The organism is Herbaspirillum sp. RTI4, assembly GCF_034313965.1.
Taxonomy (GTDB): Bacteria; Pseudomonadota; Gammaproteobacteria; order Burkholderiales; family Burkholderiaceae_D; genus Herbaspirillum.
Map to the genome: position 1 here is coordinate 1896840 of NZ_JAVIWQ010000002.1, position 26265 is coordinate 1923104.

General features: G+C 57.2%; 19 protein-coding genes. 9 read left to right on the plus strand and 10 right to left on the minus strand.

The features are described 5' to 3' along the window. Nucleotides 1-296 precede the first annotated feature (296 nt). From RGU70_RS08660 to RGU70_RS08670, 3 genes are all read left to right on the plus strand, one after another. A complete protein-coding gene (locus tag RGU70_RS08660; RefSeq protein ID WP_322208997.1) occupies nt 297-1229 on the plus strand; it encodes a LysR family transcriptional regulator in 933 nt (310 codons plus the stop codon). Nucleotides 1230-1348: 119 nt separating this feature from the next. Next, complete coding sequence (clpB, locus tag RGU70_RS08665) at nt 1349-3934, plus strand: ATP-dependent chaperone ClpB (protein ID WP_322208998.1); 2586 nt, start codon at nt 1349-1351, stop codon at nt 3932-3934. Between the two features lie 226 nt (nt 3935-4160). Continuing rightward, nucleotides 4161-5843: a diguanylate cyclase gene (locus RGU70_RS08670; RefSeq protein WP_322208999.1), complete on the plus strand. Its 1683-nt coding sequence runs from the start codon at nt 4161-4163 to the stop codon at nt 5841-5843. Between the two features lie 14 nt (nt 5844-5857). Here RGU70_RS08670 and RGU70_RS08675 read toward each other — a convergent pair whose 3' ends face one another. Next, nucleotides 5858-6778, minus strand: a complete 921-nt coding sequence (locus RGU70_RS08675) for a LysR family transcriptional regulator (RefSeq protein WP_322209000.1) — start codon at nt 6776-6778, stop codon at nt 5858-5860. A gap of 98 nt (nt 6779-6876) precedes the next feature. Here RGU70_RS08675 and metE point away from each other — a divergent pair, with 98 nt between their 5' ends. Next, the gene (metE, locus tag RGU70_RS08680; RefSeq protein WP_322209001.1) at nt 6877-9210 is read left to right on the plus strand and encodes a 5-methyltetrahydropteroyltriglutamate--homocysteine S-methyltransferase; all 2334 of its coding nucleotides are present in this window, start codon (nt 6877-6879) and stop codon (nt 9208-9210) included. 20 nt (nt 9211-9230) lie between these two features. Here the strand turns inward: metE and RGU70_RS08685 are convergent, their stop codons facing one another. Together RGU70_RS08685 and RGU70_RS08690 are read right to left on the minus strand one after the other, a co-directional pair. Further along, on the minus strand, nt 9231-11465 hold the full coding sequence (locus RGU70_RS08685) for an FUSC family membrane protein (RefSeq protein ID WP_322209002.1): 2235 nt from the start codon (nt 11463-11465) through the stop codon (nt 9231-9233). A gap of 259 nt (nt 11466-11724) precedes the next feature. After that, complete coding sequence (locus RGU70_RS08690) at nt 11725-12255, minus strand: PaaI family thioesterase (RefSeq protein WP_322209003.1); 531 nt, start codon at nt 12253-12255, stop codon at nt 11725-11727. Nucleotides 12256-12668: 413 nt separating this feature from the next. On the opposite strand from RGU70_RS08690, the gene aceA reads away from it, so the two are divergent. The 5 genes from aceA to greB all read left to right on the plus strand — a co-directional run bounded on the left by aceA (nt 12669) and on the right by greB (nt 19205). Continuing rightward, nucleotides 12669-13961, plus strand: coding sequence for an isocitrate lyase (gene aceA / locus RGU70_RS08695; RefSeq protein ID WP_322209004.1), 1293 nt, complete (start codon nt 12669-12671; stop codon nt 13959-13961). 284 nt (nt 13962-14245) lie between these two features. After that, nucleotides 14246-16021: a ClcB-like voltage-gated chloride channel protein gene (locus tag RGU70_RS08700; RefSeq protein ID WP_322209005.1), complete on the plus strand. Its 1776-nt coding sequence runs from the start codon at nt 14246-14248 to the stop codon at nt 16019-16021. Between the two features lie 265 nt (nt 16022-16286). Continuing rightward, on the plus strand, nt 16287-17219 hold the full coding sequence (locus RGU70_RS08705) for a 23S rRNA (adenine(2030)-N(6))-methyltransferase RlmJ (RefSeq protein ID WP_322209006.1): 933 nt from the start codon (nt 16287-16289) through the stop codon (nt 17217-17219). 115 nt (nt 17220-17334) lie between these two features. Continuing rightward, the gene (locus tag RGU70_RS08710) at nt 17335-18630 is read left to right on the plus strand and encodes an EAL and HDOD domain-containing protein (protein WP_322209007.1); all 1296 of its coding nucleotides are present in this window, start codon (nt 17335-17337) and stop codon (nt 18628-18630) included. Nucleotides 18631-18650: 20 nt separating this feature from the next. After that, on the plus strand, nt 18651-19205 hold the full coding sequence (gene greB, locus RGU70_RS08715; protein ID WP_322209008.1) for a transcription elongation factor GreB: 555 nt from the start codon (nt 18651-18653) through the stop codon (nt 19203-19205). A gap of 155 nt (nt 19206-19360) precedes the next feature. Here the strand turns inward: greB and RGU70_RS08720 are convergent, their stop codons facing one another. The 7 genes from RGU70_RS08720 to RGU70_RS08750 form a co-directional block, all read right to left on the minus strand. Continuing rightward, a complete protein-coding gene (locus tag RGU70_RS08720) occupies nt 19361-21487 on the minus strand; it encodes a bifunctional (p)ppGpp synthetase/guanosine-3',5'-bis(diphosphate) 3'-pyrophosphohydrolase (protein WP_323505569.1) in 2127 nt (708 codons plus the stop codon). Between the two features lie 207 nt (nt 21488-21694). After that, nucleotides 21695-21898: a DNA-directed RNA polymerase subunit omega gene (gene rpoZ / locus RGU70_RS08725; RefSeq protein WP_322209010.1), complete on the minus strand. Its 204-nt coding sequence runs from the start codon at nt 21896-21898 to the stop codon at nt 21695-21697. 42 nt (nt 21899-21940) lie between these two features. Beyond that, complete coding sequence (gene gmk, locus RGU70_RS08730) at nt 21941-22585, minus strand: guanylate kinase (protein WP_322209011.1); 645 nt, start codon at nt 22583-22585, stop codon at nt 21941-21943. Nucleotides 22586-22781: 196 nt separating this feature from the next. Beyond that, a complete protein-coding gene (locus RGU70_RS08735) occupies nt 22782-23483 on the minus strand; it encodes an ABC transporter ATP-binding protein (protein WP_322209013.1) in 702 nt (233 codons plus the stop codon). Nucleotides 23484-23491: 8 nt separating this feature from the next. Then, nucleotides 23492-24265: an ABC transporter ATP-binding protein gene (locus RGU70_RS08740; RefSeq protein WP_322209014.1), complete on the minus strand. Its 774-nt coding sequence runs from the start codon at nt 24263-24265 to the stop codon at nt 23492-23494. Continuing rightward, nucleotides 24258-25268: a branched-chain amino acid ABC transporter permease gene (locus RGU70_RS08745; RefSeq protein ID WP_322209015.1), complete on the minus strand. Its 1011-nt coding sequence runs from the start codon at nt 25266-25268 to the stop codon at nt 24258-24260. Before RGU70_RS08745 ends, RGU70_RS08740 begins: the two co-directional genes overlap by 8 nt. A gap of 1 nt (nt 25269) precedes the next feature. After that, nucleotides 25270-26142 (minus strand): branched-chain amino acid ABC transporter permease, encoded by an 873-nt coding sequence (locus tag RGU70_RS08750; protein ID WP_322209016.1) that lies wholly within the window; start codon nt 26140-26142, stop codon nt 25270-25272. Nucleotides 26143-26265: the final 123 nt, after the last annotated feature.

Here is a 26265-nt window from a genome sequence, read left to right on the forward strand (position 1 = left end):
TATCGGGTAATGGACAACAATCTTCCTGCGGACGCTGCATTCGATACTGACTTGCCGCCTGCTCTGGGGGAGGGGGCCTGTTGTCGATTTTTCAGGGCTTATTGCTCTGTGAAGATTGTTGCCGGGTTGCGATGCTATCAAGTGCTACCGATTGTATTAGCTATCTAATGTGAGAAAAACCGCATTAAATACAATTAATCTTTGCGGATATTGCAACAATCATTCTCTCGAATTGAGTAACAATGAGGGCCAGATTATTGGGGCCAGATTAATAGGGGCCAGATTCGGGAAAGCCTATGGATACCTTGCAAAACATGCGCATTTTCATGCGCGTGGTGGACGCCGGCAGTTTTACGCTGGCCGCGCAGCAGATGGAGTTGACGACGGCGCATGTCTCGCGCGCGCTGGCTGATCTGGAGCGCCATCTGCGCACGCGCTTGCTCAATCGCACGACGCGCCGCCTCGCCATGACGGAGGCCGGCGAGCGCTACTTATTGCGTTGCCAGCAAATTATTTCTTATGTGGAGGAAGCCGAAGCCGAGGCGGGAGATGCCTATGTGCGGCCGTCGGGTCGTTTGCGCATCCATTCCATGACCAGTTTTGGTCAGCGTTATGTGATTCCGGTGATTTCCAGTTATCAGAAGCGTTATCCCGATGTCGCTATCGAATTGACCTTGGCGCAGCGGGTGCCGGATTTGCTGGAAGAGGGCTTCGATGTGTCGCTGGTGCTGGCGCGGGAACTGCTCGATTCCGGCCTGATTTTTCGCCAGATCGGCAGTATTTACAGCATTTTGTGCGCTTCGCCGTTTTATCTGGAGAAGCATGGGTCTCCTGAAAGACCGGTTGATCTTCTCGCGCATAGTTGTTTGCAGCTGGTCAGCCCGGTATCGCCGCTTAACGAATGGACGCTGGAGGGGCCGGGCGGCAAAGAAGTGGTGGCGATCAAATCCAATTTCCACGTCAATGTGGCCGAGGCCATGCTGTTAGGCATCAAGGAGGGCATGGGGATTGGCGTGCTGCCGATTTACTCTGCTGTCGATGCCTTGCGCGCCGGTACCATCGTGCGCGTGTTGCCGCCGTACCGGATGCAGAACATGGGCGTGTTTGCGCTTTATCCCTCGCGCCAGTATCTGGACGCCAAAATCAGCACCTGGGTGGACTGGATGCATGAGAGCGTGGGTAAGGCTTTGCTGGAGGATCACCAGGTTCTTGAGCGGTTCGGGATTTGATCCACATCAAATTTATACGGCATTGTTGCCGAATCCCATCTATGCAGACAAATCGTTTGCTTGAAATGCCTCTATTTAGCCCAAACTCCCCTTCATTGAATGACAACCTGGAGTAAAGCATGCGTATCGACAAACTCACGACCAAACTGCAAGAGGCGCTGGCCGATGCGCAAAGCCAGGCGGTCGGCAATGACAACCCCTCGATTCATCCGGTTCACCTGTTGAATGCCTTGCTGTTGCAGAGCGATGGCAGTACCGGTTCGCTGTTGCAGCGGGCCGGGGTGAATGTGCAGAGTCTGGGCAATGCGCTCAAGGCGGCGCTGGATCGCTTGCCCAAAGGCGGCGACAACTCGGGCGAAGTGCAGGTGGGCCGCGAACTGGGCGCTTTGCTCAATCTGGCGGACAAGGAAGCGCAAAAGCGCGGCGATGAGTTCATTGCCAGCGAAATGGTCTTGCTGGGCCTGCTCGACGACAAGTCGGACGCTGGCCGTGCGGCACGCGACAGCGGCATGACCCGCAAGGCGCTGGAAGCGGCGATTTCCGCCGTGCGCGGCGGGGCCGGTATGTCTTCGCAGCAGGACGAAGGACAACGTGAGGCGCTGAAAAAATACACGCTCGATCTGACCGAACGCGCCCGTGCCGGCAAACTCGATCCGGTCATCGGTCGCGACGATGAAATCCGCCGGGCGATTCAGATTCTGCAACGGCGCAGCAAGAACAATCCGGTACTGATTGGTGAACCCGGTGTCGGCAAGACGGCCATCGTGGAGGGGCTGGCGCAACGCATCGTCAATGGCGAAGTGCCGGACAGTCTCAAATCCAAGCGGGTGTTGTCGCTGGATATGGCGGCGCTGCTGGCGGGTGCCAAGTATCGCGGCGAATTCGAAGAGCGGCTCAAGGCGGTACTCAAGGAAATCGCGCAGGACGAAGGCCAGACCATCGTGTTCATCGATGAATTGCACACCATGGTCGGCGCGGGTAAAGCAGAAGGGGCGATGGATGCCGGCAACATGCTGAAACCGGCGCTGGCGCGTGGCGAACTGCATTGCGTGGGCGCGACGACGCTGGATGAATACCGTAAATACATAGAGAAAGACGCGGCGCTGGAGCGGCGTTTCCAGAAAATTCTGGTCGAAGAGCCTAGCGTTGAAGCGACGATCGCGATTTTGCGTGGCTTGCAGGAAAAATATGAAGTCCATCACGGCGTCGATATTACCGACCCGGCCATCGTGGCGGCGGCGGAATTGTCGCATCGCTACATCACCGACCGTTTTCTGCCGGACAAGGCCATCGATCTGATCGACGAGGCGGCGGCCAAAATCAAGATTGAAATCGATTCCAAACCGGAAGTGATGGACAAGCTCGACCGTCGGTTGATCCAGTTGAAGATCGAGCGCGAAGCGGTCAAGCGCGAAAAGGATGAGGCGTCGAAAAAACGACTCGGACTGATCGAGGAAGAAATCGTGCGTCTGGGGCGCGAATATGCCGATCTGGAAGATATCTGGAAGTCGGAAAAAGCGGCCGTGCAGGGCAGTCAGCATCTGAAGGAAGAAATCGAGCGTACTCGCGTGCAAATGGACGAAGCGACCCGCAGCAGCGACTGGCAAAAAGTGTCGGAACTGAAATACGGCAAGCTGGCGGAACTCGAACTGGCGCTGGAAGCGCAAAACAAGCAGGATGCGTCGCAGCCGTCGGTCAAAATGCGGCTGGTGCGCACGCAGGTTGGCGCGGAGGAAATTGCTGAAATCGTGGCGCGTTCTACCGGCATCCCGGTGTCGCGCATGATGCAGGGCGAGCGCGAAAAGCTGTTGCATATGGAAGACGAACTGCATCGTCGCGTGGTGGGGCAGGATGAGGCGATTACCGCCGTGTCGGATGCGATCCGCCGTTCGCGCGCGGGACTGGGCGACCCTGACCGTCCGTATGGTTCGTTCATGTTCCTTGGCCCTACGGGTGTCGGCAAGACCGAGTTGTGCAAAACGCTGGCAGCTTATCTGTTCGATACGCAGGAAGCCATGATCCGCATCGACATGAGCGAATTCATGGAGAAGCATTCGGTCGCCCGTCTCATTGGTGCGCCGCCGGGTTATGTCGGCTACGAGGAAGGCGGCTACCTGACGGAATCGGTGCGCCGCAAGCCGTATAGCGTGATCCTGCTCGATGAAATTGAGAAGGCGCATCCCGACGTGTTCAATGTGCTGTTGCAGGTGCTGGACGATGGCCGTATGACCGATGGACAGGGCCGTACCGTCGATTTCAAAAATTGCGTGATCGTCATGACCTCCAACCTCGGTTCGCACCGGATTCAGGCCATGGAGGGCAGCGATCCCGAAGTGGTGAAAATGGCGGTGATGGGTGAGGTGCGCGCGCATTTCCGTCCTGAATTCATCAACCGCATCGATGAAATCGTGGTGTTTCATTCGCTCGACGAAAAAAACATCGGCGCCATTGCCAAAATCCAGTTGCAGGTCTTGCTGCAACGACTGGCCAAGATGGACATCGGGCTGGAAATATCGGACGCGGCACTGCAAAAAATCGCTGACGCGGGCTTCGATCCGGTTTATGGCGCACGTCCCCTGAAACGGGCGATTCAGCAGGAAATCGAAAATCCGCTCTCCAAGCTGATTCTGTCAGGACGTTTCGGGCCTAAAGATGTTGTGCATGTAGGTGTGGCGAACGGCGAGCTTTCGTTTGAAAAAACTTGATTTGTTGCTCGTAATCATGCTATCTAGTACCCGAGATATTGAAGCCGCTGCTTTGGCGCGGCGGACGTATCCCGGGGGCTTTATCTGACGTCTTGCTTGGGGTTGCTGCGCACTGTAAAACTCGAATAGCGAATCTGTTGCGTTAAAGACAATAAAAAAACAGGATGGACTGATTGCGGCAGGGAGAGCAATTCTGAATCAATCTTCGCTACAGCGGCTCTTCATTTTGCCGTTTGTATTTTTGATGCTGTGTCTGGCGATAGTACTCGGGTGGTTTCTTTATAACGCGAGTGAGGATGCTACCGGCTTGCTGGCGCGCAACGCGCTTGTCAGCCTGACGACCCGCGTCAATCAGGAAACCGAATGGCAATTGAAGAGCGCGGAACAGGCGCTCAATGTACTTGCTCCTGAATTTGACGGTGCGGTAACGGGGGCTGGTGCGGCGTCCCTGCCTTTCCCAAAAACGGCGACGCAGCTGGAAGAACGCTTGTGGCTGGCAACGTATGTCATTCCTGATGATTACGGGAATGTCTATTTTGGCGCGGCCGATGGTAGTTTCATGGGCATCAAGCAAATCAATCGCACACATTTCAGGCTAAACAAGCGCGACCTCCGTACCGGGAAATTACGTATTTTTCTCAGTAAGGGCCCTGGCACGCCGACCGTCTTGTCCGGCATGGATAATTTCGATCCTCGTACGCGTCCCTGGTATCTCAATGCAATGCAAAAAGAAAAAGCGCTGTGGTCGCCGATCTATACGGATTTCCGTTCCAAATCGCTGGCCATTACTTTTTCTAAACCGGTCTATGAAGAGGGCCGTTTCATTGGCGTCGCAGGCAGCAGCATCAACCTGACCCAGGTCGATCAAAAACTCAAACTATTGCCCATCAACAAGAGTGGCGTCGTTTTTATCATGGAGCCTTCGGGCGTATTGATCGCGGCTTCGTCGGGCGAGGCGGCTTCACTTAACGAGCAGGAGCATCTGGAACGTCTGCCGGCCGACAGCAGCAGCAATCCTGCCATTCGCACCGTATCAGCCGTCGTATTGCAGGCAGCGCACGCCAGTTCAAAAGACGAGGCGCTGACTGCGATACGCGAAGTGAGCGTAGACCATGCTAAATGGGCGGTAGCAGTCAATCGCTTGCATGACCAGCATGGACTGGAGTGGCTGGTGGTCGCAGCGGTTCCTCGCCTCGATTTCCTTGGTTCTGTCACGGGTAGCGTTCTCCCGGCGCTGATTTTCGGTTTGCTGTCAGTGATACTGACCTTCTTTCTCGGTTTCCTGATACTGCGCTGGGTGCTGCGCGATATCCGCAAACTGACGCTGGCGGCGAAAAGTATTGGTAATGGCGAACCCTTCCCTCTGCTTAATATTGATCGCCGCGATGAAATCGGCCAGCTCGCGCAAAGCTTCAAGGACATGGAGCATAATTTACGGACTGACCGTCTGACCAGCGTACTCAATCGCGACTCGCTGGCTGCGCAGATCGATTTCCGGCGGCGCAGCGCCTCGGCGGTCAATCCCTTGCAATTCGCCTTGCTGTTCATCGATCTGGATAAATTCAAGGAAATCAACGACCGTTACGGACACGATGAAGGCGACCGGGTGTTAGTGGAAACCGCCGCCAATCTCCAGCGTGCGGTGCGCAAGGAAGATGCGGTTGCCCGTTTTGGCGGAGATGAATTCGTCATCTACCTGCACGGCGTCCAAAGCGAAGCAATTGCCGCCAGCATCGTCAGCAAGATTCACGGTTTTCTGGCGCAGCCGATTACAGGTCGGGAATGTGTGCTGTACCAGGTGGATGCCTCCATCGGTGCCGCGCTGTTTCCGCAAGACGGGCTGGACATAGAAACCCTGCTGCGCGTGGCGGACGAACGCATGTTTGCCGTCAAACGCAGCAAGAAGTAACTCCTCCCCGTCGTTCAGAGCAACTCCACATTCGGCAAACTCAGATAACTGGTCGCCCGGATAGTGGCAATAAAATCCTGCATATACGCCAGCGCCGATAGCTCCGGCTGACAAGCCGCATACAAGCGCCCGGTCAGCCCCTGCGCCGTGATGCGCTTGGCTAAAACATAATCCCGGTTCAGATAATTTTGCGCCGCCCAGACCGGCAGCGTGGCGATGCCGCGTCGGCTGGCGACCAGTTGCAGCATCGCCACCGTCAACTCCGTGGTACGGCGCGCCGTCTGAATGCCTGCCGGTTGCAGCACTTGCCGCACGATATCGAGCATATCGTCCGGTACCGGATAGGTAATGAGCGTATCGGTCGCAAAATCGGCCGCTTGCAGATAGTCCTTGCCCGCCAGCGGATGGTCGTGCGCCAGCAAAGCGACGATTTCAAACTGGAACAAGGGATGGTAGTCGACCGTTTCATCGGCATCGATTTCCGCGACGATGGCGACGTCGGCCCGGCGTTCGTAAAGCAAGCCGATAGGGTCTGCCTGAAAACCGGAAACGATATCGAGCTCCACTTCCGGCCAGCTTTTGCGAAACACATCCATCGACGGCATCAGCCAGTCGAAGCAGGTATGACATTCCACCGCAATGCGCAACTGGCCCGCCACACCCTGTTGCAGCCGCGCCAGATCGCGCTCGGCATCTTCTATCTGCGGCAGCACGCTGTCGGCCAGTTTTAAAAGTCGCTCACCGGCAGCGGTAAAACGCACCGGCTGCGACTTGCGCTCGAACAGGGACGTGCCGAAATGCGCTTCCAGTTGCTTGAGCTGATGCGACAGCGCCGACTGGGTCAGATTGAGCAGCGTCGCTGCCCGCAGCAGATTGCCGGAGGCGCGCAAAGCCAGCAGGGTGCGCAGGTGGCGGATTTCCAGAATCGATTGCATATGAATTTCATTCAAGTTAAGTGCAAATATTTATCGTTTGAATCATATTGTAATTTACTTGACCATACTATTCTTTCCTTACGAATACGGAGTCGGTCATGGCACTTGCACACATCCTGGGGTTTCCGCGCATAGGCGCGCAGCGTGAATTGAAGAGGGCGATGGAAGCTTTCTGGCGCGGCGACATCGACGAAACCGCCTTGCGTGCCACCGGCAGCGCCCTGCGCGAGCGTCACTGGCAGGCGCAGGCCGATGCCGGACTCGATTTTGTCACCGTCGGCGATTTTGCCTGGTACGACCAGATTGCCGGCATGCTGGCGCTGCTGGGAGCGATTCCGGCGCGCTTCGGTGTCGATCCGCGTCAACTGACGCTGACCGGCTACTACGCACTGGCACGCGGCGACCAGACCCATTTCGCGATGGAAATGACCAAATGGTTCGATACCAATTACCACTATCTGGTGCCGGAATGGACGCCGGGTCTGCGTTTCGACGGCGGCGTCGATTGGCTGTTTGAAGAAATCGCGCAAGCGCAGGCGCTCGGCCATAAGGTCAAGGTGGCGCTGACCGGCCCGCTGACCTTGCTGTATCAGGGCAAAATTAAATCCAGCCTGACGCACAAGCTGGACTTGCTGCAACCGCTGGTCGAGGGCTACCGGACGTTGCTGGCGCGACTGAAAACCTGCGGCGTCGAATGGGTGCAAATCGATGAACCGATGCTGGCGCTGGAGCTGGAGCAGGAATGGGTCGCGGCGTTCGCGCCCACTTACGCCGCGCTCAGCGAGGTCGCCCCCTCGCTGCTGCTGGCGACCTATTTCGACGAAGTCAGCGACCATGCCGCCTTGCTGCGCGAATTACCGGTGGCCGGCGTCCATCTCGATCTGGTGCGCGGCGCGGCGCAATTGCCAGCGTTTGCCGCCGACTGGCCGCAGGACAAAGTCTTATCCGTCGGCCTGATCGATGGCCGTAACATCTGGCGCGCCGATCTGGATGCGGCGCTGGCGGTGCTGCAACCCTTGCAAGCCGCGCTTGGCGACCGTCTCTGGATCAGCGCCAGTTGCTCGCTGCTGCATGTGCCGGTCGATCTGGCGCAGGAAAACCAGCTCGATCCCGAACTCAAAAGCTGGCTGGCGTTTGCCATGCAAAAGCTGGACGAAATCGCGGTGCTGAAACAGGCCGTCAACGGCCAGTCGGCTAAGGCCGAAGTCGTCTCCTCGGTTGCCGCCAGCCTGAGCGCGGCGCGTATCGCTCAGGCGCAGCGACAGGCTTCCACCCGCATCCACAATCGACTGGTGCAACAGCGCTTGCAAACCGTCACGGCGGCGCAGGCAGAGCGCGGCGCTGACTTTGCCACCCGCATCGTCCAACAACAGGCGCGCTGGGAATTACCGGCCTTTCCCACCACGACTATCGGTTCCTTCCCGCAAACGGCCGATATCCGCAAGGCACGCGCTGCATACAAGCGCGGCGAGATCGGCCATCTCGATTATCTGGCCCGCATGCGCGAAGAAATCCGACTGGTCGTCGGCAAACAGGAAGAGCTGGGACTCGACGTGCTGGTGCATGGCGAACCGGAACGCAACGACATGGTGGAATATTTCGGCGAACAGCTCTGGGGTTATGCCTTTACTTCGCATGGCTGGGTGCAAAGCTACGGCTCGCGCTGCGTCAAGCCGCCGCTGATTTATGGCGACGTCTATCGTCCTGAGGCGATGACGGTAGGCTGGAGCAGCTTTGCGCAAAGTCTGACCGACAAGCCGATGAAAGGGATGCTGACCGGCCCGGTCACGATGCTGCAATGGTCGTTTGTGCGCGACGACCAGCCGCGCGCCACCACGGCGCTGCAAATTGCGCTGGCCCTGCGCGACGAAGTCTGCGATCTGGAACGGGCGGGCATAGGGATGATACAAATCGATGAGCCGGCGTTCCGCGAAGGTTTGCCGCTCAAAGCGCGGGACTGGCAAGCCTATCTTGACTGGGCGGTGCGGGCCTTCCGGGTGACGGCCTCCGGCGTGGCCGACGACACCCAGATCCATACCCACATGTGCTATTCGGAATTCAACGACATCCTGCCCTGGATCGCCGCCATGGACGCCGATGTCATCACGATTGAAACTTCCCGTTCCGACATGGAACTGCTCGACGGATTCGGTCGTTTCAATTACCCCAACGATATCGGCCCCGGGGTCTACGACATCCATTCGCCGCGCATTCCGCAAGTTGCCGACATGGTGCGGCTGATGCAAAAAGCGCGGGGCGTGCTGCCTGACCGGCAACTCTGGATCAATCCCGATTGCGGCCTTAAAACCCGTAACTGGCCGGAAACCTATGCGGCGCTGGCGAACATGGTTAGCGCGGCGCGTCAGTTGCGGGCTACCTTACCGGCGGCGGCGCAGGAGGGGGAGCCGGAGCGCCGCAGCAAGATGGCGTAATCCGGGATCAGGCCTGGGGCCTATTGCAGCTTGCGTCCAATGGCCTTGGTTTGCTGGAGTATCAGCAGCAGATCTTCGTTGAGCAGCGTCGCACGGCGCTGCAAGGTGTGCCAGCCCGACCACTCGGTAACGGCCGGGTCGTCCACCGCGAGCGTTTGCAGCGGCATCCCGGCCAGCGCTTCGGCGTTGGCGGGAACCGGCTGCGGCACGGCGGACTGTGCGGCAGACGGCGTGGCGGCCGAGGTTCCCTCGGCGCTCAGGTTTTCGATGATGCTTTGGGCATTGTTCAGCGTCCCTGTCGCTTTGTTATAGGTTTCTTCCAGCAGATTGTTGACGTAAGCCCGCGGCAGGTTCTCAGCGTGTCGGCGCAACAAAATACGCAAGGCGGCAATATGCGCCGCCACCAGATAATTTTGCACCACGAAGCGATTGATTTCGCCGACTGCCCGCTGTTTGCTCAGCGGTTCGTCGGTCATTCTGACCAGCGCTGAAATCAGTGCCGCCAGACTATCCATGAAGCCCTTGCGGCAGATACGGTAAAAGAAATCGTCACGCACCTTGTCTTCCAGCATGTCGCGGCTGGCGCTGATATAACGCTGGCTGGCTTTGAACACGTTGGCGATCAGACGCGGCAGGCCGCGGTATTCCCAGCTTGGCAGTACCCGCGAAAATACCGTTGCCAGCACGACGCCGATGAGGGTGTCGATCAGGCGTTCCCCGACCACGCCCTGATGCCCGGTTGGCAGCAACATATTGAGCAGCAACAGAATTTGCACCGTGGCAGCGATAGCCGTATAGCGGTATTTGATATAGGTGAAAGCCGGTGCGGCCACACTGGCGACAAACAGAACGGCCAGCAACCCTGCCGGTTGATGCACGAAACGCAAAATGGCGGCAGTCAGCAGGCAACCGATGATGGTGCCTATCATCCGGTCGGCCAGGCGGCGTTTGGTCATGCTGAAATTCGGCTTGAGGATGATGACGATGGTCAGCACGATCCAGTAGCCGTGGGCGACATAGGGCAGGGTATCGGCCACCCACAGGCCGGTACTGACCGCCAGCGCCACCCGCAGCGCGAAGCGGAAAACCGGGGACTCCCAACGCAACTGAGCGATGAGCATGCCGGCCTTGAATTTCTGCTGGGTCAGGAACGGTGTCATGTCCACGCCCGGCAGGATGGGCAGCGGATCGACCGGTTTTTGGGTCGCCAGATGCAACTGGCCGATGAAATCGATGATGTCGACAATTTTGTCGTAGGTCAGTCGCAGCAGCGTCACTGCTTCTTCGGGAATGCGTCCGGCCAGCGCGTCTTGCTGTAACTGCTGGAGTTCGAACTGGACGGCGCGCAGCTCGGCCTTGTAATTGACGGTCGACGCCGAGGCGCGTTTGCGGGTGACGGCGTAGGCGATCGATTCGATATCGACCGCTGTTTTGTTGGCCAGGTCGCGCAGGAAAATCAGGACGTCGCTATCGGCGAAATAACTGCGCAGCAAGGCGTAATCGGCATGCGTTGAGAGGACTTGTTCATACAGCTCCAGCGCGCTCAGATGGACTTGCACCAGCAGACCGTCCTGCTTGGTGTGGTAGTCGCGCAGAATCAGGTCGCGCGCGGCTTGTTGCTTGTCTGCCAGCGCGATCTGGTGGCGCACCAGGGTGTTGAACTGGGTGCTCAGATCGGTGCGGACATCATAAAAATCGGCCTTGATGCGCAGGTAGCTGGCCAGTTCGAATAGTGATTCGGCAAGAATTTGCTGCTTGATGCGATTGCGCAAAAACCAGGACACCACCATCGAATAGCAGAGGTAACCGATGCCGCCACTGAAAAACACGCCGCAATACCAGAGGGCGGAATGGTTATCGTAGGTTTTTTCCATCGTCAGCGTCATGATCATCAGCGCGGCAAATTGCAGCGGCATGGTCTTTTTGCCGTACACCACCATCATGCTCGCCATGAAACTGACCACCACCATCATCACGCTGAGCAGCAGATGGTAGGGCGCGCACAGACTGATAATCAGCATGACGACGGTGCAGAGCAATACACCGGCCAGCATCTCGTTGAACTTGTGCCGTAGCGGGCTCGGCAAATCCATCAGGCTGGTGCAGAGCGCGCCAAGAAAGACCGACATGGTCGTTTGTATGTCCGTGACATTGAAGACCAGCAGGGTCAGTCCGACTACGCCGGTGGCGATGCGCAGGCCGGTGTAAAAATAGTGGCTGAACAGGAAGGTCCTGATATCGAGGGCGTAATCCATGGCAGATAGGCTTTACCGAGAAAAGTGAGGCGGTGAAGGTGCTGCGAAAAAGTGCAGCGGAGAAATACAGCAGGGAAATGCAGCAGAGAAATGCAGCAGAAAAATGCAGCAGAAAAATGCAGCCCAACGATGCCGTGAAGATAAGCAGCGAAAGGCGTGCAGGCATTCTCTACTGTATAGACCGAATAGACAACCTTGCCGGCAGCATCGGCATCGGCCGCAGGTAGCCATGTTAACTACCACGCTGCAAGTCAGACGGTTACGGCAAGGGGAAAATCAGACAGGTTGTGGTGGCGTGGGCGTAGATTTTGCCGTCGACGTCAACAATGTTGGCTTCCGCCACGCCGACTTGTTTACCGATCTGGATGATTTTTCCTTCGGCGCGCACCGGCCCGGTTTTGGCGGTCATGGCGCGGATCAGGTTGACCTTCAGTTCCAGCGTGGTGTAGCCGACTCCTTTTGGCAGCATGGAGTGCACCGCGCAACCGAGCGCGGAATCGAGCAAGGTGCAGAAATAGCCGCCATGCACGCTGCCCAGCGGGTTGTAATGCTGTACCCCGGGAGTGCCCTGGAACACGATGCGGCCGGGTTCGCCTTCCACCGGAACGAAATCCAGCGTATGGCCCATATAAAGAGAGGGTAATTCGCCGTCCCATATCCGTTGTAAAAATTCCATGCCGGTGCCGGCCTTCAATGCCTCCATGCCAGCGATACCGGGCGCGGCCAGTTTGGCGCGTACTTGTTTCTCTTGCTCCAGCCATGCGGCCAAGGTTGCTTCGCGTGTCGTCATAAAGTCTCTTTTAATTATTTGCTCGAATTATTCGCTAGAATTATTTCAAATTATTTTGAATGATTATAGGGGGTGTACGACCAGACGTGTTTCCCGGAGGGATGATTGCCGGTGATTGCTGCCCATCGCGGGGGATTATGCGGATTTTGTCGGGAGCACCTCTGGAGCTACGGTATTTCACGATGCGGTAAGTTGATTCCGCATCGTGAAATCTCGCGCTGCGCAGCATCATATTTGCATTTCATTTGTAGAGATGCGTCACCGCATAGTGAAAACGTGTTTGTATCTAATTGATTTTAAATGATAAAAATAAATAAATAGGTCTTATATAAGAGTATGTTGCAGCACAAATAAAACCTATGATGAATTCATGCATTCAGGGATACACCGATTATTAATCAAGGGAGTCAAGCATGAGCACACGTGAACAGCAAATACAGGAACTGACCAAAGACTGGACCGAAAACCCGCGTTGGAAGGGCATTACGCGTAATTATTCCGCCGATGACGTCGTCAGATTGCGCGGCTCCCTGCAAATCCAGCACACGCTGGCCGAACGCGGCGCGCAAAAACTCTGGCATCTGCTCAACACCGAGCCTTACATCAATACTTTGGGCGCGCTGACCGGCAATCAGGCCATGCAACAAGTCAAAGCCGGCCTGAAGGCGATTTATCTGTCCGGCTGGCAAGTCGCCGGCGACGCCAATCTGGCCGGTGAAATGTATCCCGACCAATCCCTGTACCCGGCCAATTCGGTACCGATGGTGGTCAAACGCATCAACAACACCTTCCAGCGCGCCGATCAGATTCAATGGTCCGAAGGCAAAAACGACATCGATTTCTTCGCGCCCATCATTGCCGATGCCGAAGCCGGTTTCGGCGGCGTGCTCAATGCCTATGAACTGATGAAGTCGATGATCGATGCGGGCGCTGCCGGCGTCCATTTTGAAGATCAACTGGCGTCGGTCAAAAAATGCGGCCACATGGGCGGCAAAGTGCTGGTGCCAACCCGTGAAGCCGTTGAAAAACTGAACGCAGCCCGTCTGGCCGCCGACGTTTCCGGCACCTCGACACTGGTGATTGCCCGTACCGATGCCGAAGCCGCTGATTTGCTGACGTCCGATGTGGACGATAACGACAAAGAATTCTGCACCGGCGAACGCACGGTCGAAGGTTTCTACAAGACCCGTCCTGGTATCGACCAAGCGATTTCCCGCGCGCTGGCCTATTCTCCGTATGCCGATCTGGTCTGGTGCGAAACCGGCAAACCCGATCTGGCGTTCGCCCGCAAATTCGCCGAAGCCGTGCATGCACGCTTCCCCGGCAAGATGCTGGCTTACAACTGCTCGCCTTCGTTCAACTGGAAAAAGAATCTGGACGATGCCACCATCGCCAAGTTCCAGAAAGAATTGGGCGCGATGGGTTACAAGTTCCAGTTCATCACGCTGGCCGGTTTCCACGCCTTGAACTATTCCATGTTCAATCTGGCGCACGGTTATGCACGTCAGGGCATGTCGGCTTTCGTCGAATTGCAGGAAAACGAATTCGCCGCCGCCGACAAGGGCTTTACCGCCGTCAAGCATCAGCGCGAAGTCGGCACCGGTTATTTCGATGCTGTCACCCAGGCGATTCAGCAAGGCAAGTCGTCGACGACTGCGCTGCATGGCTCGACCGAAGATGAGCAGTTCTTCGATGCAAAGAAATAAGCAATCTCTGATTAAGCTACCGCACGACGCTTACTCATAGCCTCCATAAATTGATGTAGAAAACCATCGCGCTGGCTGGTCGGTATTGATACCGGCTTCTCAGCGCGATGGCCGTTTACAGAGCAAGTATCTTCACATTTTCTTCCTGCGGCGAACCCTTCGCTGCAACAGCATTGATCCCCTTTCTGCGCTGGTTCTTCATCCGGTTCAAGTGTGTGCATTCCGTTCGTCTGCGATTCCTCCACCTTGTTACAATCGCCGCATGAATTATTCAAACACAATCCATGACTAATTTCTTCGATCAGACCGCCTCCTGGCTCTTGCAGGGCCGCCGCTTGTTACGTATTTCGGATGCTCACACCATGCTGCTGTGGGCGGCGCTGATCGGCTTGCTCGGGGCGCTGGCTACCATCGTGTTTCGTGAGGCGATCGGGATACTGCAAATTCTGCTGACCGGGCATAAAGGGAGTTTTGTCGAGATCGCCAAGGGCTTGCCGTGGCAGATGCGCTTGCTGCTGCCTGCGGGGGGCGGTGTCGTGGCCGGTGGGTTTCTGTGGTGGTCGCAACGCATGCCGGCGGCGGCCAATTCCGATTACATGGAGGCGGTGGCCATCGGCGATGGTCGGGTGCCGGTACGGCAGAGTTTGCTGCGCAGCTTGTCGTCGCTGTCGACGGTGGCTTCCGGCGGGTCGATAGGTCGTGAAGGGCCGATGGTGCAACTGGCTGCCTTGTGCGCGTCGCTGGCCGGGCGCGGTTTGCGCTTTCCGGTGGCGCGTTTGCGTTTGCTGGTTGCCTGCGGCGCAGCGGCCGGGATTACTTCTGCCTACAACGCGCCGATTGCCGGGGCGTTTTTCGTCACGGAAATTGTGCTGGGCGCGATGGCGATGGAAAGTCTGGGGCCGATTGTCGTGGCCGCCGTCGTCGCCAACATCACGATGCGCGCCTTGCCGGGTTATCAGCCGGCTTATGAAATGCCGTATTTCCCGGAAGTCGGCCTGAACGAAATTATCTTGTTCGTTTTTCTGGGCGTGTTTGCCGGTTTGATCGCGCCGCAGTTTTTGCGCGTGCTGAGCTTCGCCAAAACCGGCTTCGGGAAACTGGCCTGGCCCTTGCCGCTGCGACTGGGTTTGGGCGGCTTGCTCGCTGGCGGCATTTCCATCTGGGTGCCGGAAGTGTGGGGCAATGGCTATAGCGTGGTGAATTCGTTCCTGCATATCGATTGGATCTGGTGGGGCGTGTTGCTGCTGCTGGTGTGCAAGGTCGTGGCGACGGCGATGACGACCGGTTCCGGCGCAGTGGGCGGTATTTTTACGCCGGCGCTGTTTGTCGGCGCGGCGCTCGGTTTGTTGTTTGGTCAGCTGGTGCATGGCTGGTGGCCGCACGCTACGTCGGCACCATTTGCCTATGCGGTGGTCGGTATGGGCGCATTTCTGGCGGCGGCGACCAGTGCGCCCTTGATGGCGATACTGATGATTTTCGAAATGACCCTGAGCTATCAGGTGATGTTGCCGCTGATGCTGGCGTGTGTGGTGGCTTATTTTGTCGCGCGGGGCAGTAATGGCCCCTCGATGTACGAGATTACGCTCAAACGCAGTCGGGAAGAGGAGGCGCGCATTCGCCTGCGCGGCACGCACATGCGTGAGCTGATTAAACCGGCGCGCACTATTTTGCGCGAAGATGCGCCGTTTGCCGATGTGGCCGCCATGTTCCTGCGGTATCCGGTCAAATACGTGTACATCGTCGATGCGCAGCAGTGCTATCTGGGTGTCGTGGCCTTGCAGGATGTGACGTCCTTGCTGATGGAAAAAACAGCGACGGAAACGCGGGTGGCGGGGGATTTTTTACGTCCGCGGTTTTTGCATGAGGTGACGCCGGAGATGTCGCTCGGCGAGGCGCTGCAATTGTTTCTGGATCATCAGGGCGAGCGCTTGCCGGTGATTCAGGAGGGCGAGCAGCCGCTGTTGTTGGGCGTGGTCGATAAAACGACCTTGCTCGATGCCTATTTCCGGCTGGACAGGGCGCGCACCGATGCGACCTTGCCGCCGCCGGTGGGTCTATAAGCAGGTCTGAACATCTGCATCGGGGGTTTCTGCGGTGTCATGCGTTGGTTAATGACCTGCACAGTGCGGAATTCGTGCTTTATTACAATAGAAAAGGACTATTGACGCCGGTAGATTGTTAGAATCGAATATTACTGTCTGCGGGCGGGCGCGTCATCAGACATTTTCTCTGCCGCGCACCGTCCCCTACAGGCACACACAGTCCGAAACGCAAGCAATTACACCGGCTTTCGGCAACAGGGAATCGCTTTATGATGGATGTTTTATGCTGAGTTATCGCCACGCTTTTCATGCGGGTAATCATGCCGATGTGCTCAAGCACACCATAATCGTGCAGTTGTTACGCTATTTCGGACAAAAAGAAACGCCTTACATGGTGGTCGATACCCATGCGGGCGCGGGCGTGTATGCGCTCGATGGCAATTTCGCTTCCAAAAATGCCGAGTATGAATCCGGTATTGGACGTCTGTGGCATCGCAAGGATATGCCGCCGGCGCTGGAAGAGTTCGTGCAAATGGTGCGCGACATGAATCCCAGCGGGAAGATGCGCTATTACCCCGGCTCGCCTTATTGCGCCGAAAAGATCATGCGCGAGCAGGATCGTTTGCGCTTATTCGAGCTGCATTCGAGCGAAAGCAAAATCCTGCACGAAAATTTCAAGAAGCTCGATGCGCACGCAGCAGAGCAGGGCGTTCGCAGCAATGTACGCGGCAAGCGCGTCATCGTCGAGCGCGGCGACGGCTTCCTGGGATTGAAGGCGCTGTTGCCCCCACCATCGCGACGCGCGCTGGTGGTGATCGATCCGCCTTACGAAGACAAGCGCGATTATCAGCGCGTCAAGGAAACCATGCAGGATGCGCTGATCCGCTTTCCTACCGGGACGTATGCGATCTGGTATCCGGTCTTGCAAAGGATAGAGGCGCGTCAGTTCCAGGACAGAATGAAGCGTCTGGAAACCAAAAGCTGGCTTAATGTGACCTTGACGGTCAGCACGCCCTCGCCGGACGGTTTCGGTCTGCGCAGCAGCGGCATGTTCATTGTGAATCCTTCGTGGACGCTGGAACCGATGCTGCGTGAAATGATGCCGTATCTGGTCAAAATGCTGGGTACCGACCACGGTGCCGGCTTTACGCTCGAAACCAGCGAGTCCGATAGCCTGAAGAAAAAGTCAGATCGCGCTGAAAAAGCAGATTCCTGATTTTGAATACCGCACGGGCAAATCCTCCTCTTTTGTCTTATCCCGGTTTTCTCAGCGTCCCTCGACATTGCCCGCTTGTCTGGCGGATTAATCGAGAGCGATAAAGAAACTAACTATGCTCGAACCGACATCGGAATTGCTGATGACTGACAAAAACCCCAAGGATTTTTTCTTGGCGCGTCAGCCCATTGTTACGCGCAGTCAGGCGTTGATGGGATACGAACTGTTGTTCAGGAATGCCGCCACCGGTGGTGCCGTCATCAGCGACGATATGTCGGCGACGGCGGCAGTGATTGCGCATGCCGCCGAATTGGGCCTCAATAATGTGATCGGCAATCTGTACGGCTTCATCAATGTCGATGCCGCCGTCCTGATGAGCGACTTCATCCATTTTTTGCCGCGCGACAAAATCGTTCTGGAAATTCTGGAAACCGTTCAGGTCACGCCGACGCTGGTAAAACGGGTCAAGCAGCTGGCGCAGGCGGGATACCGTTTCGCGCTGGACGATGTCGTTGCCGAATCGAAGGACATCGAACAGATTTTGCCGTGGGTCGAGATTATCAAAATCGATATCCTGGCAGTCAGCCCCGGTAAATTGCTTGAGCTGTGCATCTATTTCACCAAGGCCAAGAAAAAGCTGCTGGCCGAAAAAGTCGAGACGCGCGCGCAGTTCGACGAATGTCTCGCGTTTGGTTTCGATTATTTCCAGGGCTATTATTTCGCCAAACCCTTCATCCTGCAGGGCAAGAAGCTGGAGTCGTCGTCGCTGATCATCATGCATATCCTGACGCTGGTCGTGAGGAATGTCGATAATGCTGAAATTGTGCGTTTTATCAAAAAGGATATGGCGCTAAGCCTGACCTTGTTGCGGCTGGTCAATACGCCGGTTTATGGCCTGAAAAAGCATATCGATTCGCTGGGCCATGCCCTGATCATGCTCGGCCGTCTGCACTTGAAACGCTGGCTGCAGATTTTGCTTTTTGCCAGCACCGATCAAGGGAAAATACATCAGTTATCGCCGCTGCTGATTCTGGCGGCCACGCGAGGGAAATTGCTGGAACTGATTGCTGAAAAGCGTTATCCGGCACATGCCACGATGTCGGAAACGGCGTTTACCGTCGGCATTCTGTCGCTGATCGATGTGCTGTTTGGCATGCCGATGGTCAGTCTGCTCAAGGAAATCTCCGTCAGCGATGAAATCCGCGCGGCATTGATGGACCGCAGCGGATTTCTCGGGGCGATACTTGAGTTGGCCGAATACGTCGAAGGGGACGGCGCGGACCAGTCGAAATTCAAAGACTTGCTCAGCCAGTCCGGGCTATCGACCGAGGAATTTTATGAGATCGAAAAAGCCGCTTTCGCCTGGAGTAACGATATTGTGAGCAAGACCGGCTTATCGCCCGATAGCTAATCAACGTGATGATTGTTTCGATGAATAAAGCGTTTGTCAAAGAATCCGACGGCGATGACGACGACGATATCGTCGCTCCTGAAATCCCGGTCGGCACCAAAAATTACATGACCCCAGCCGGCTATAGCGGCATGAAAGAGGAGTTGCTGCGCCTGATCGATACGGAGCGGCCGGAAGTGGTGCGTATCGTTTCGTGGGCCGCTTCCAATGGCGACCGTTCTGAAAACGGCGATTACATTTACGGCAAACGACGCTTGCGGGAAATCGACCGGCGCATTCGCTTCCTGACCAAACGGCTCGATCTGGCGGAAGTGGTGGAACCAAGCGTCCATTACGGCAGCGATCAGATATTTTTCGGCGCGACGGTCACTTACGAAAACCAGAATGGCCAGGCGCACACCATTACCATCGTCGGCATCGACGAACTTGATCCTTTGCATGGAAAAATAAGCTGGATTGCCCCGGTCGCGAAGGCCTTGACCAAGGCGCGCGAGGGTGATGAAGTCAGTTTGCAAACACCGGCGGGCAAGGATGTGCTGACGATTCTGGAAGTGACTTATCCGGCGCCGAAATGAATCGGGACGAGCGCTTCGAAACGGGGGGCTTGGGATGTCATGCGGCGAGTCGGCTCAGCGATAGGAAATAAGCACAAGGCCGCTTGATTTTCGTGGGCGCACTAGCTCAATGACACCGCGCAGCAGTTTAACCAGGGCGCTGTGTTTTGCGGTGTTTAGCTGCGTTCGCGCAGGATGCGGGTAACGCCCTCTACCGTACGCAGATTGCGCAATACGCGTGCAAGATGCACCCGGTCTTCAATCTGGATGGTGAAGCGCAATTGTTGCAGTGATCCGTGCTGCGGATCTTCATCCATGCCGACGTAGACGATGTTGGCGTCGGATTCCCCGAGCTGCATGGCCACCTGAGCCAGAATGCCCTTGCGGGTATTGATCAGCACCTTGATGCGGCAGTTGAAACGCCGTTTCAGGTCGTCGCCCCAGACCACTTCTATCCAACGATCGGTTTCTTTTTCGCGCTGGCGCTTGCCGGTTTCGCAATCTTCGGTGTGCACGATCAGCGCCTGATCGTGTTTCAGATAGCCGATCAGCACGTCGCCCGGAATCGGCTGGCAGCACTGCCCCAGTTGCACTGAGGCACCTTCATTGCCGTGAATGACCACTGGATCTGGTTTGCTGGGCAGTTTGCGACCTTCGACGTCGCGCAGCGACAAGTCGGGGTCCATGCTGTTCTCCATCAGACCCATGATATGACGCGCTACCAGCGGTGCCATACGAGTGCCGACGCCGATGTCGATGCACAGTTCGTCCAGCGTTTTGGTGCTGGATTCGCCGAGCAGCCGCTCGATCACGGGAGGAAGCATCTCTGCCGTCAGCCCCAGCATTTCCAGCGACTCTTGCAACAGCCGTTTGCCGAGTGCCAGCGATTCTGTCTGGTTGAAGGTGCGCAGCCGGTGCCGGATGGCCGAACGGGCCTTGCCGGTACGGACATAGCTCAGCCAGTTCGGATTCGGCCGGGCCGTCGGCGCAGTGATGATTTCGACGATGTCGCCGTTGTGCAATTCCGCCCGCAGTTCGACGGCTTCGTGGTTGACCACGACCGCAATGGTCTGGTCGCCGACATCGGTATGGATGTTGTAGGCGAAATCGAGCGCGGTCGCGCCGCGCGGCAAGGCAATAATCTTGGATTTGGGCGTGAATACATAGACCGAATCGGGGAACAGATCGACTTTGACATGCTCCAGAAATTCCGCCGAATCGCCGGTCTGCTGCTGGATATCGAGCAGCGATTGCAGCCAGGCGTGGGTGCGCTGTTGCAAGTCGGTCAGGTTGCCCTCGTCGTCTTCCTTGTACAGCCAGTGCGCAGCAACGCCGGATTCAGCAACCCGGTGCATGTCGGCAGTGCGGATCTGGAATTCGACCGGCGTGCCGTAGGGGCCGATCAGTGTCGTATGCAGCGACTGGTAGCCGTTGAGCTTGGGAATGGCGATGTAATCTTTGAACTTGCCCGGCATGGGCTGATACAGCGAGTGCAGAGTGCCCAGCGCGACATAACAATTGGCGAAGCTGTCGACCACGACCCGGAAGCCGTAGACATCGAGCACCTGCGAAAACGACAGATGCTTGTTGCGCATTTTGCGGTAGATGCCGTACAGCGTCTTTTCGCGACCGTCGACCAGCGACTGTATGCCGGCTGCTGTCAGGGTGCTGTTGACCGTTTCCAATATCCGCGAGACCACTTCGCGGCGATTGCCGCGAGCCGATTTGACCGCCTTGTACAAGGTCCGGTGGCGCAAGGGATAGAGGTGGGAAAACGCGAGTTCCTGCAATTCCCGGTAGATATTGTTGAGCCCGAGCCGATGCGCAATCGGGACATACACTTCCATGGTCTCGCTGGCGATACGACGTTTCTTGTCAGGCGGCATGGAGCCGAGGGTGCGCATGTTGTGCAGACGGTCTGCCAGTTTGACCAGAATCACGCGCACATCGCGCGCCATTGCCAGCAGCATCTTGCGGAAGTTTTCGGCTTGCGCCTCGATCTGGCTTTGAAACTCGATCTTGTCGAGCTTCGATAATCCATCCACCAGCGCTGCGACCGGTGCGCCGAAGCGCTCGATCAGTTCTTCCTTGGTAACGCCCTGATCTTCGATCACATCGTGCAGCAGCGCGGCCATCATGGCTTGCGCGTCGAGTTTCCAGTCGGCGCAGATTTCAGCGACTGCCAGCGGATGCGAGATATACGGCTCGCCCGACTTGCGCATCTGTCCCAGATGCATCTCATCCGAAAAACGATAGGCTTCCTTGACCTTTTTCAATTCCGAAGGGGTCAGGTATTCGGCCAGTTTGACGGTTAAATGGGTAAACGTGGCAACGCCGCTGTGCTGCGGTTCTGCAAGGGCTGTCGATGCAGGATCTGCACTCTGCGCGGACGTGCGTTTTTTGACGGGTGTCGGGGGTGATGCGGGGGAGGGGTATCCGTGGGGGAAGGCTTCATACGAGATTAGCTTCCGCCACGGAGAGAGTCATTGCTAACGATAGAGAGCGATGACTTAAGCAGGTACTTTTTTCAGCATTTCAATGCCGACCAGACCGGCGGCGATTTCGCGCAGAGCAATCACGGTTGGCTTGTCGCGGGAATTGACCTTTGGGGTATGACCTTGCAGCAACTGGCGTGTGCGATAAGTCGCGACCAGAGTCAGTTGGAAAGGGTTGGAAATTTTTCCCAGGCAATCTTCGATGGTGATACGGGCCATAAACACTCCAGAGGGCGGTATTGGTTATTGTCGGATGAGGATTCAAATTTGCGCGGCATGGATGCCGAGCTGATTGAATAGAGAAGCATTGCGCGCAGCCTGCTGGGGGAAGCGGCACCGCGCTGTTTTGACAATTGCAGTTAATTCGGACAAAGCTATTGCAAACTCTTGATTAATAATAACATATTCGAACTCCGGAGCGTGAGCGATTTCCCCGCCGGCGGCCAGAATGCGCCTCGTAATGACCTGCGGCTCGTCCTGGCCGCGCTTGTGCAGACGCTCTTCCAGCGCCGCAATGGAGGGCGGCAGGATGAAAATGCCGATCACGTTCGGGAATTGCTTGCGCACCTGCTGCGCGCCCTGCCAATCGATTTCCAGCAGCACATCGGTACCGGCCTTGACCTGCTGGCCTATCATCAGACGCGAGGTGCCGTAATAATTGCCATGCACCTCGGCCCACTCCAGAAATTCGCCTTCTTCCTGACGCTTCAGAAAATCCGGCACATCGGTGAAAAAATACTCGCGCCCGTGTTGTTCGCCGGGACGCGGAGGGCGCGTGGTGTAAGAAATCGACAAGCGAATTGCCGGTTCCTGTTGCAGCAGCGCATTGACCAGCGTCGATTTGCCGGCGCCGGAAGGGGCGACGACAATAAACAGGCTGCCAGAAGTGGGTGTATGGATGGACATGAAATTCTGGCTCCGGTGGTGGCTTATCGGCAGTATTGCGATCAACAAGCATCTTCAATGGGTATTCTGGAGCGCATTTTATCAAATTCGACCGTACTGACCTTCCGGCGACCTCGTAAGGGGCAATCGATCAGGCCTCGATCATGCGCTTAGTTGTCCTATCAATCGTCCGCTCAGTCGCCCCCTCAATCGTCCGCTATACCCCCAGATATTGTTTCAGCGCCGCCTCCGATCCCGCCAGCTCCGCCGAATTGCCGGCCAGCACGATACAGCCTTTTTCTATAATCACCGCCCGGTCGGTCTGCGCCAGCACAGTACGGAAATTGCGATCCACGATCAGCGTGCTGATGCCCGACTCTCCGATCTCCCGGATGACGCGCCAGATATCCTTGACGATCAACGGCGCCAGTCCTTCGGTGGCCTCATCCAGCACCATCAGTTCAGGGTTCGTCATCAGCGCCCGGCCTATGGCGACCATTTGCTGCTCGCCGCCCGAAAGCTGCTGGCCGCCATGCGTCAGTCGCTCCTTCAGACGCGGAAAAGTCTCCAGCACCCTATCGTAAGTCCAGTCCTGCCGTCCCGAGATACCGGTGCGCGCACTCATGATCAGATTTTCACGGACTGACAAATTCGGAAAAATTCCGCGTCCCTCAGGCACATAACCGATACCGAGCCGCGCCATGCGTTCCGGCGGCAGTCCGGTGACATTTGTCCCGCGCCATTCAATGCTGCCCGAGGTGACCGGCAGATAACCCATCAGCGAACGGATCAGCGTGGTTTTCCCCATGCCATTGCGCCCCAGCAGACCAACCGACTGACCGGCCTCGATATGCAGGTCGACGCCATGCAGGATGTGGCTTTCGCCGTAAAAAGTATGGATCGCGTGAATTTGCAGCATGGGCGGTCTCAGGAGGGGTGGGCCTCGCCCAGATAGGCGAGTTGCACTTCAGGGTTAGTGCGTATCGATTCAGGATTGCCGCTGGCAATCACCTGACCGTTGACCATCACGGTGATGCAGTCGGCAATGCGAAATACGGCATCCATATCATGTTCCACCAGCAGCACCGCATGTGCCTGCTTGAGGCGCTCCAGCATGGCCAGCATACGTTCGGTTTCTTCCGCGCCCATACCGGCCAGCGGCTCATCGAGCAGCAACACGCGCGGCCGGGTTGCCAGACACATGGCAATTTCCAGCTGACGCTGACGGCCGTGACTCATGCTGCCAGCGATAGTGTGTTCGGCATCGCCCAGACCGGCGGCGTCGATAGCTTCGCGCGCCGCGTGCAGAGTGGGGGCGCAGTGGGCCGCCGTTTGCCACCAGGCCCAGGGTCGCTGAAGCGCTGCCTGTGCCGCCAGCCGACAGTTTTCCAGCACGCTGAAGGCATGGAAAATAGTCGTGCGCTGATAGCTGCGACCCACTCCGGCGCGGGCGCGGCGCGGTTGCGACCAGGCGCCGATAGGCACACCGGCCAGCGTAATTTCGCCCGACGAGGGGGGGATTTCCCCCGACAGCATATTAATCAGCGTCGATTTCCCCGCCCCATTGGTACCAATGACGGCATGCACCTCACCGACAAACAAATCGACCGACACCGCATCCACTGCCAGCAAACCGCCGAAGCGCCGCGTCAGACCGGCCGCACTCAGCAATGGCGCGGTATTGCTGCGCTGCTTATCCATGCGTCACTCCTTGTTTCGCGCGCAAACCGCTACGCAATTTCAGTGGAAAACGCAGACCGATCAGTCCGTGCGGCAACAAGGCCACGCACAGAATCATGGTCACGCCCAGCGACATCTGCCAATGCAGTGCAAAGGGGCCGAACACGGCTTCCGACGAGTAAAACTCCTTGAGCAAAATGAAGGCCGCCGCACCGATCACCGCCCCGCGCAAACTACCCAGCCCGCCCAGGATCAGCATCAGCAGCACCGCCCCCGACTCATGCCACGACAAAAGTTCTGGATTGACCACACCGGTACGCGCCGCCATCAGAAATCCCGCCAGTCCCGCCAGCATCCCGGCAATCACAAAGGCCGCCAGCTTGTAGCCATAGGTAGGGAATCCGACGGCCCGCATGCGCTGTTCGTTGAGACGGATACCGGCCAGCGCCCGCCCGAAGCGGGAACGCAGCAGCACCGCCAGCAGCGCATAAGTGACCGCCAGACAAGCCAGCGTGAAAAAATAAAATTGTTGTGGTGATTCCAGATCGATCAGCACCTTGCCGGCTAGCGCCAGACTCGGGCGACTGCTGAGATACATCCCATCGCTGCCGCCGCCGATGGCGGTGTCATGGAAAATGAAAAACGCCATCTGGGCAAACGCCAGCGTCACCATGATGAAATACACCCCCCGGGTGCGCAGCGACAGGGCGCCCACAAATAAGGCATACGCCCCTGCGCCCAGCATGGCCGCCGGCAGAACCAGCAGCATATCGCCCGGTCCCGTGACCTCCATCAGTAGCGCCGTCACATACGCGGCGACACCGGAAAATGCCGCATGACCCAGACTCACCAGTCCGGTGGTGCCGACCAGCAATTCCAGGCTGAGCGCAAAGATCGCATAAATCAGAATATTGACCAGCAAGCTCTGCGTGTACTCGCTTAGAAACCAGGGCATGGCCGCGGCGATCAGCAGCGCCGCCAGCGGCAACCGGGCGCTGCGGTAAAGGGAAACGGACGTGGACATATCAATAACCTTTACTGATTAAGCCTTGCGGCCGCCAGATCAGAATCACCGCCATCAGCAGATAAATGCTGAGACCGCTGAACTGAGCGAAAAAGACTTTACCGAAGGTATCGACAAAACCGACCAGCAGCGCCGCGATCAGCGCACCGGAAATCGAGCCGATGCCGCCGATGACCACCACCACAAAACAGATAATCAGAATTTGCCCGCCCATGCCCGGATAGACCGAACTGACCGGTGCCGCAATCATCCCTGCCAGCGCAGCCAGCGCCACCCCGGCGGCAAACACAATGCGGTACAGCAAACGGATGTTAATGCCCAGACCGCGCACCATATCGCGGTTGCTGGCCCCGGCGCGAATCATCATGCCCAGCCGGGTACGATTGACGACCAGATACAGGCCGATAGCGACCACGATGCAGGCCGCCGACGCAAACAGGTTATAGATCGGATACTGCATCACATCACCGAGCCGGATGCTGCCCGCCAGCCAGGCAGGAATCGCCACGCCATGCACATCGTTACCGGCCAGCATGCTGCGCGCCTCTTCAAATACCAGAATCAGCGAGTACGTCATCAGCACCTGCTGCAAATGGTTGCGCTGGTACAGATAACTGAAAAACGCCCATTCGAGAACAAACCCGAACGCCACCGACAAGACCACGCCCACCGCCATTTGCAGCAAAAACTGATCGCCGAAAAAGGGTGCCAGCGCATAGGCCATGTAAGCGCCTATCATGTAAAAACTGCCATGCGCCAGATTGATGACGCCCATGATGCCGAAGATAAGCGTGAGCCCGCTGGCCACCAGAAACAGCAAAAGCCCATACTGAATCGCATTCAGGCATTGGACGAGAAAGATCGAGAGTTCCATGAAAATCCTGATGTGCGGTGCTGAAGAACGGGGCTAAATAAGCACTGCATCAGCGCGCCGCCGCTGCCAGAGTCCGATCCATTTCGTGGCGGACACTCGCAGCGGCAGGGCCGATCACAGCGT

Coding starts and splice junctions, on each gene's coding strand:
- RGU70_RS08660 (WP_322208997.1), top strand. CDS start 297: ATGGATACCTTGCAAAACATGCGCATTTTCATGCGCGTGGTGGACGCC.
- clpB (WP_322208998.1), top strand. CDS start 1,349: ATGCGTATCGACAAACTCACGACCAAACTGCAAGAGGCGCTGGCCGAT.
- RGU70_RS08675 (WP_322209000.1), bottom strand. CDS start 6,778: ATGCAATCGATTCTGGAAATCCGCCACCTGCGCACCCTGCTGGCTTTG.
- metE (WP_322209001.1), top strand. CDS start 6,877: ATGGCACTTGCACACATCCTGGGGTTTCCGCGCATAGGCGCGCAGCGT.
- RGU70_RS08685 (WP_322209002.1), bottom strand. CDS start 11,465: ATGGATTACGCCCTCGATATCAGGACCTTCCTGTTCAGCCACTATTTT.
- RGU70_RS08690 (WP_322209003.1), bottom strand. CDS start 12,255: ATGACGACACGCGAAGCAACCTTGGCCGCATGGCTGGAGCAAGAGAAA.
- aceA (WP_322209004.1), top strand. CDS start 12,669: ATGAGCACACGTGAACAGCAAATACAGGAACTGACCAAAGACTGGACC.
- RGU70_RS08700 (WP_322209005.1), top strand. CDS start 14,246: ATGACTAATTTCTTCGATCAGACCGCCTCCTGGCTCTTGCAGGGCCGC.
- RGU70_RS08705 (WP_322209006.1), top strand. CDS start 16,287: ATGCTGAGTTATCGCCACGCTTTTCATGCGGGTAATCATGCCGATGTG.
- RGU70_RS08710 (WP_322209007.1), top strand. CDS start 17,335: ATGCTCGAACCGACATCGGAATTGCTGATGACTGACAAAAACCCCAAG.
- greB (WP_322209008.1), top strand. CDS start 18,651: ATGAATAAAGCGTTTGTCAAAGAATCCGACGGCGATGACGACGACGAT.
- rpoZ (WP_322209010.1), bottom strand. CDS start 21,898: ATGGCCCGTATCACCATCGAAGATTGCCTGGGAAAAATTTCCAACCCT.
- gmk (WP_322209011.1), bottom strand. CDS start 22,585: ATGTCCATCCATACACCCACTTCTGGCAGCCTGTTTATTGTCGTCGCC.
- RGU70_RS08735 (WP_322209013.1), bottom strand. CDS start 23,483: ATGCTGCAAATTCACGCGATCCATACTTTTTACGGCGAAAGCCACATC.
- RGU70_RS08740 (WP_322209014.1), bottom strand. CDS start 24,265: ATGGATAAGCAGCGCAGCAATACCGCGCCATTGCTGAGTGCGGCCGGT.
- RGU70_RS08745 (WP_322209015.1), bottom strand. CDS start 25,268: ATGTCCACGTCCGTTTCCCTTTACCGCAGCGCCCGGTTGCCGCTGGCG.
- RGU70_RS08750 (WP_322209016.1), bottom strand. CDS start 26,142: ATGGAACTCTCGATCTTTCTCGTCCAATGCCTGAATGCGATTCAGTAT.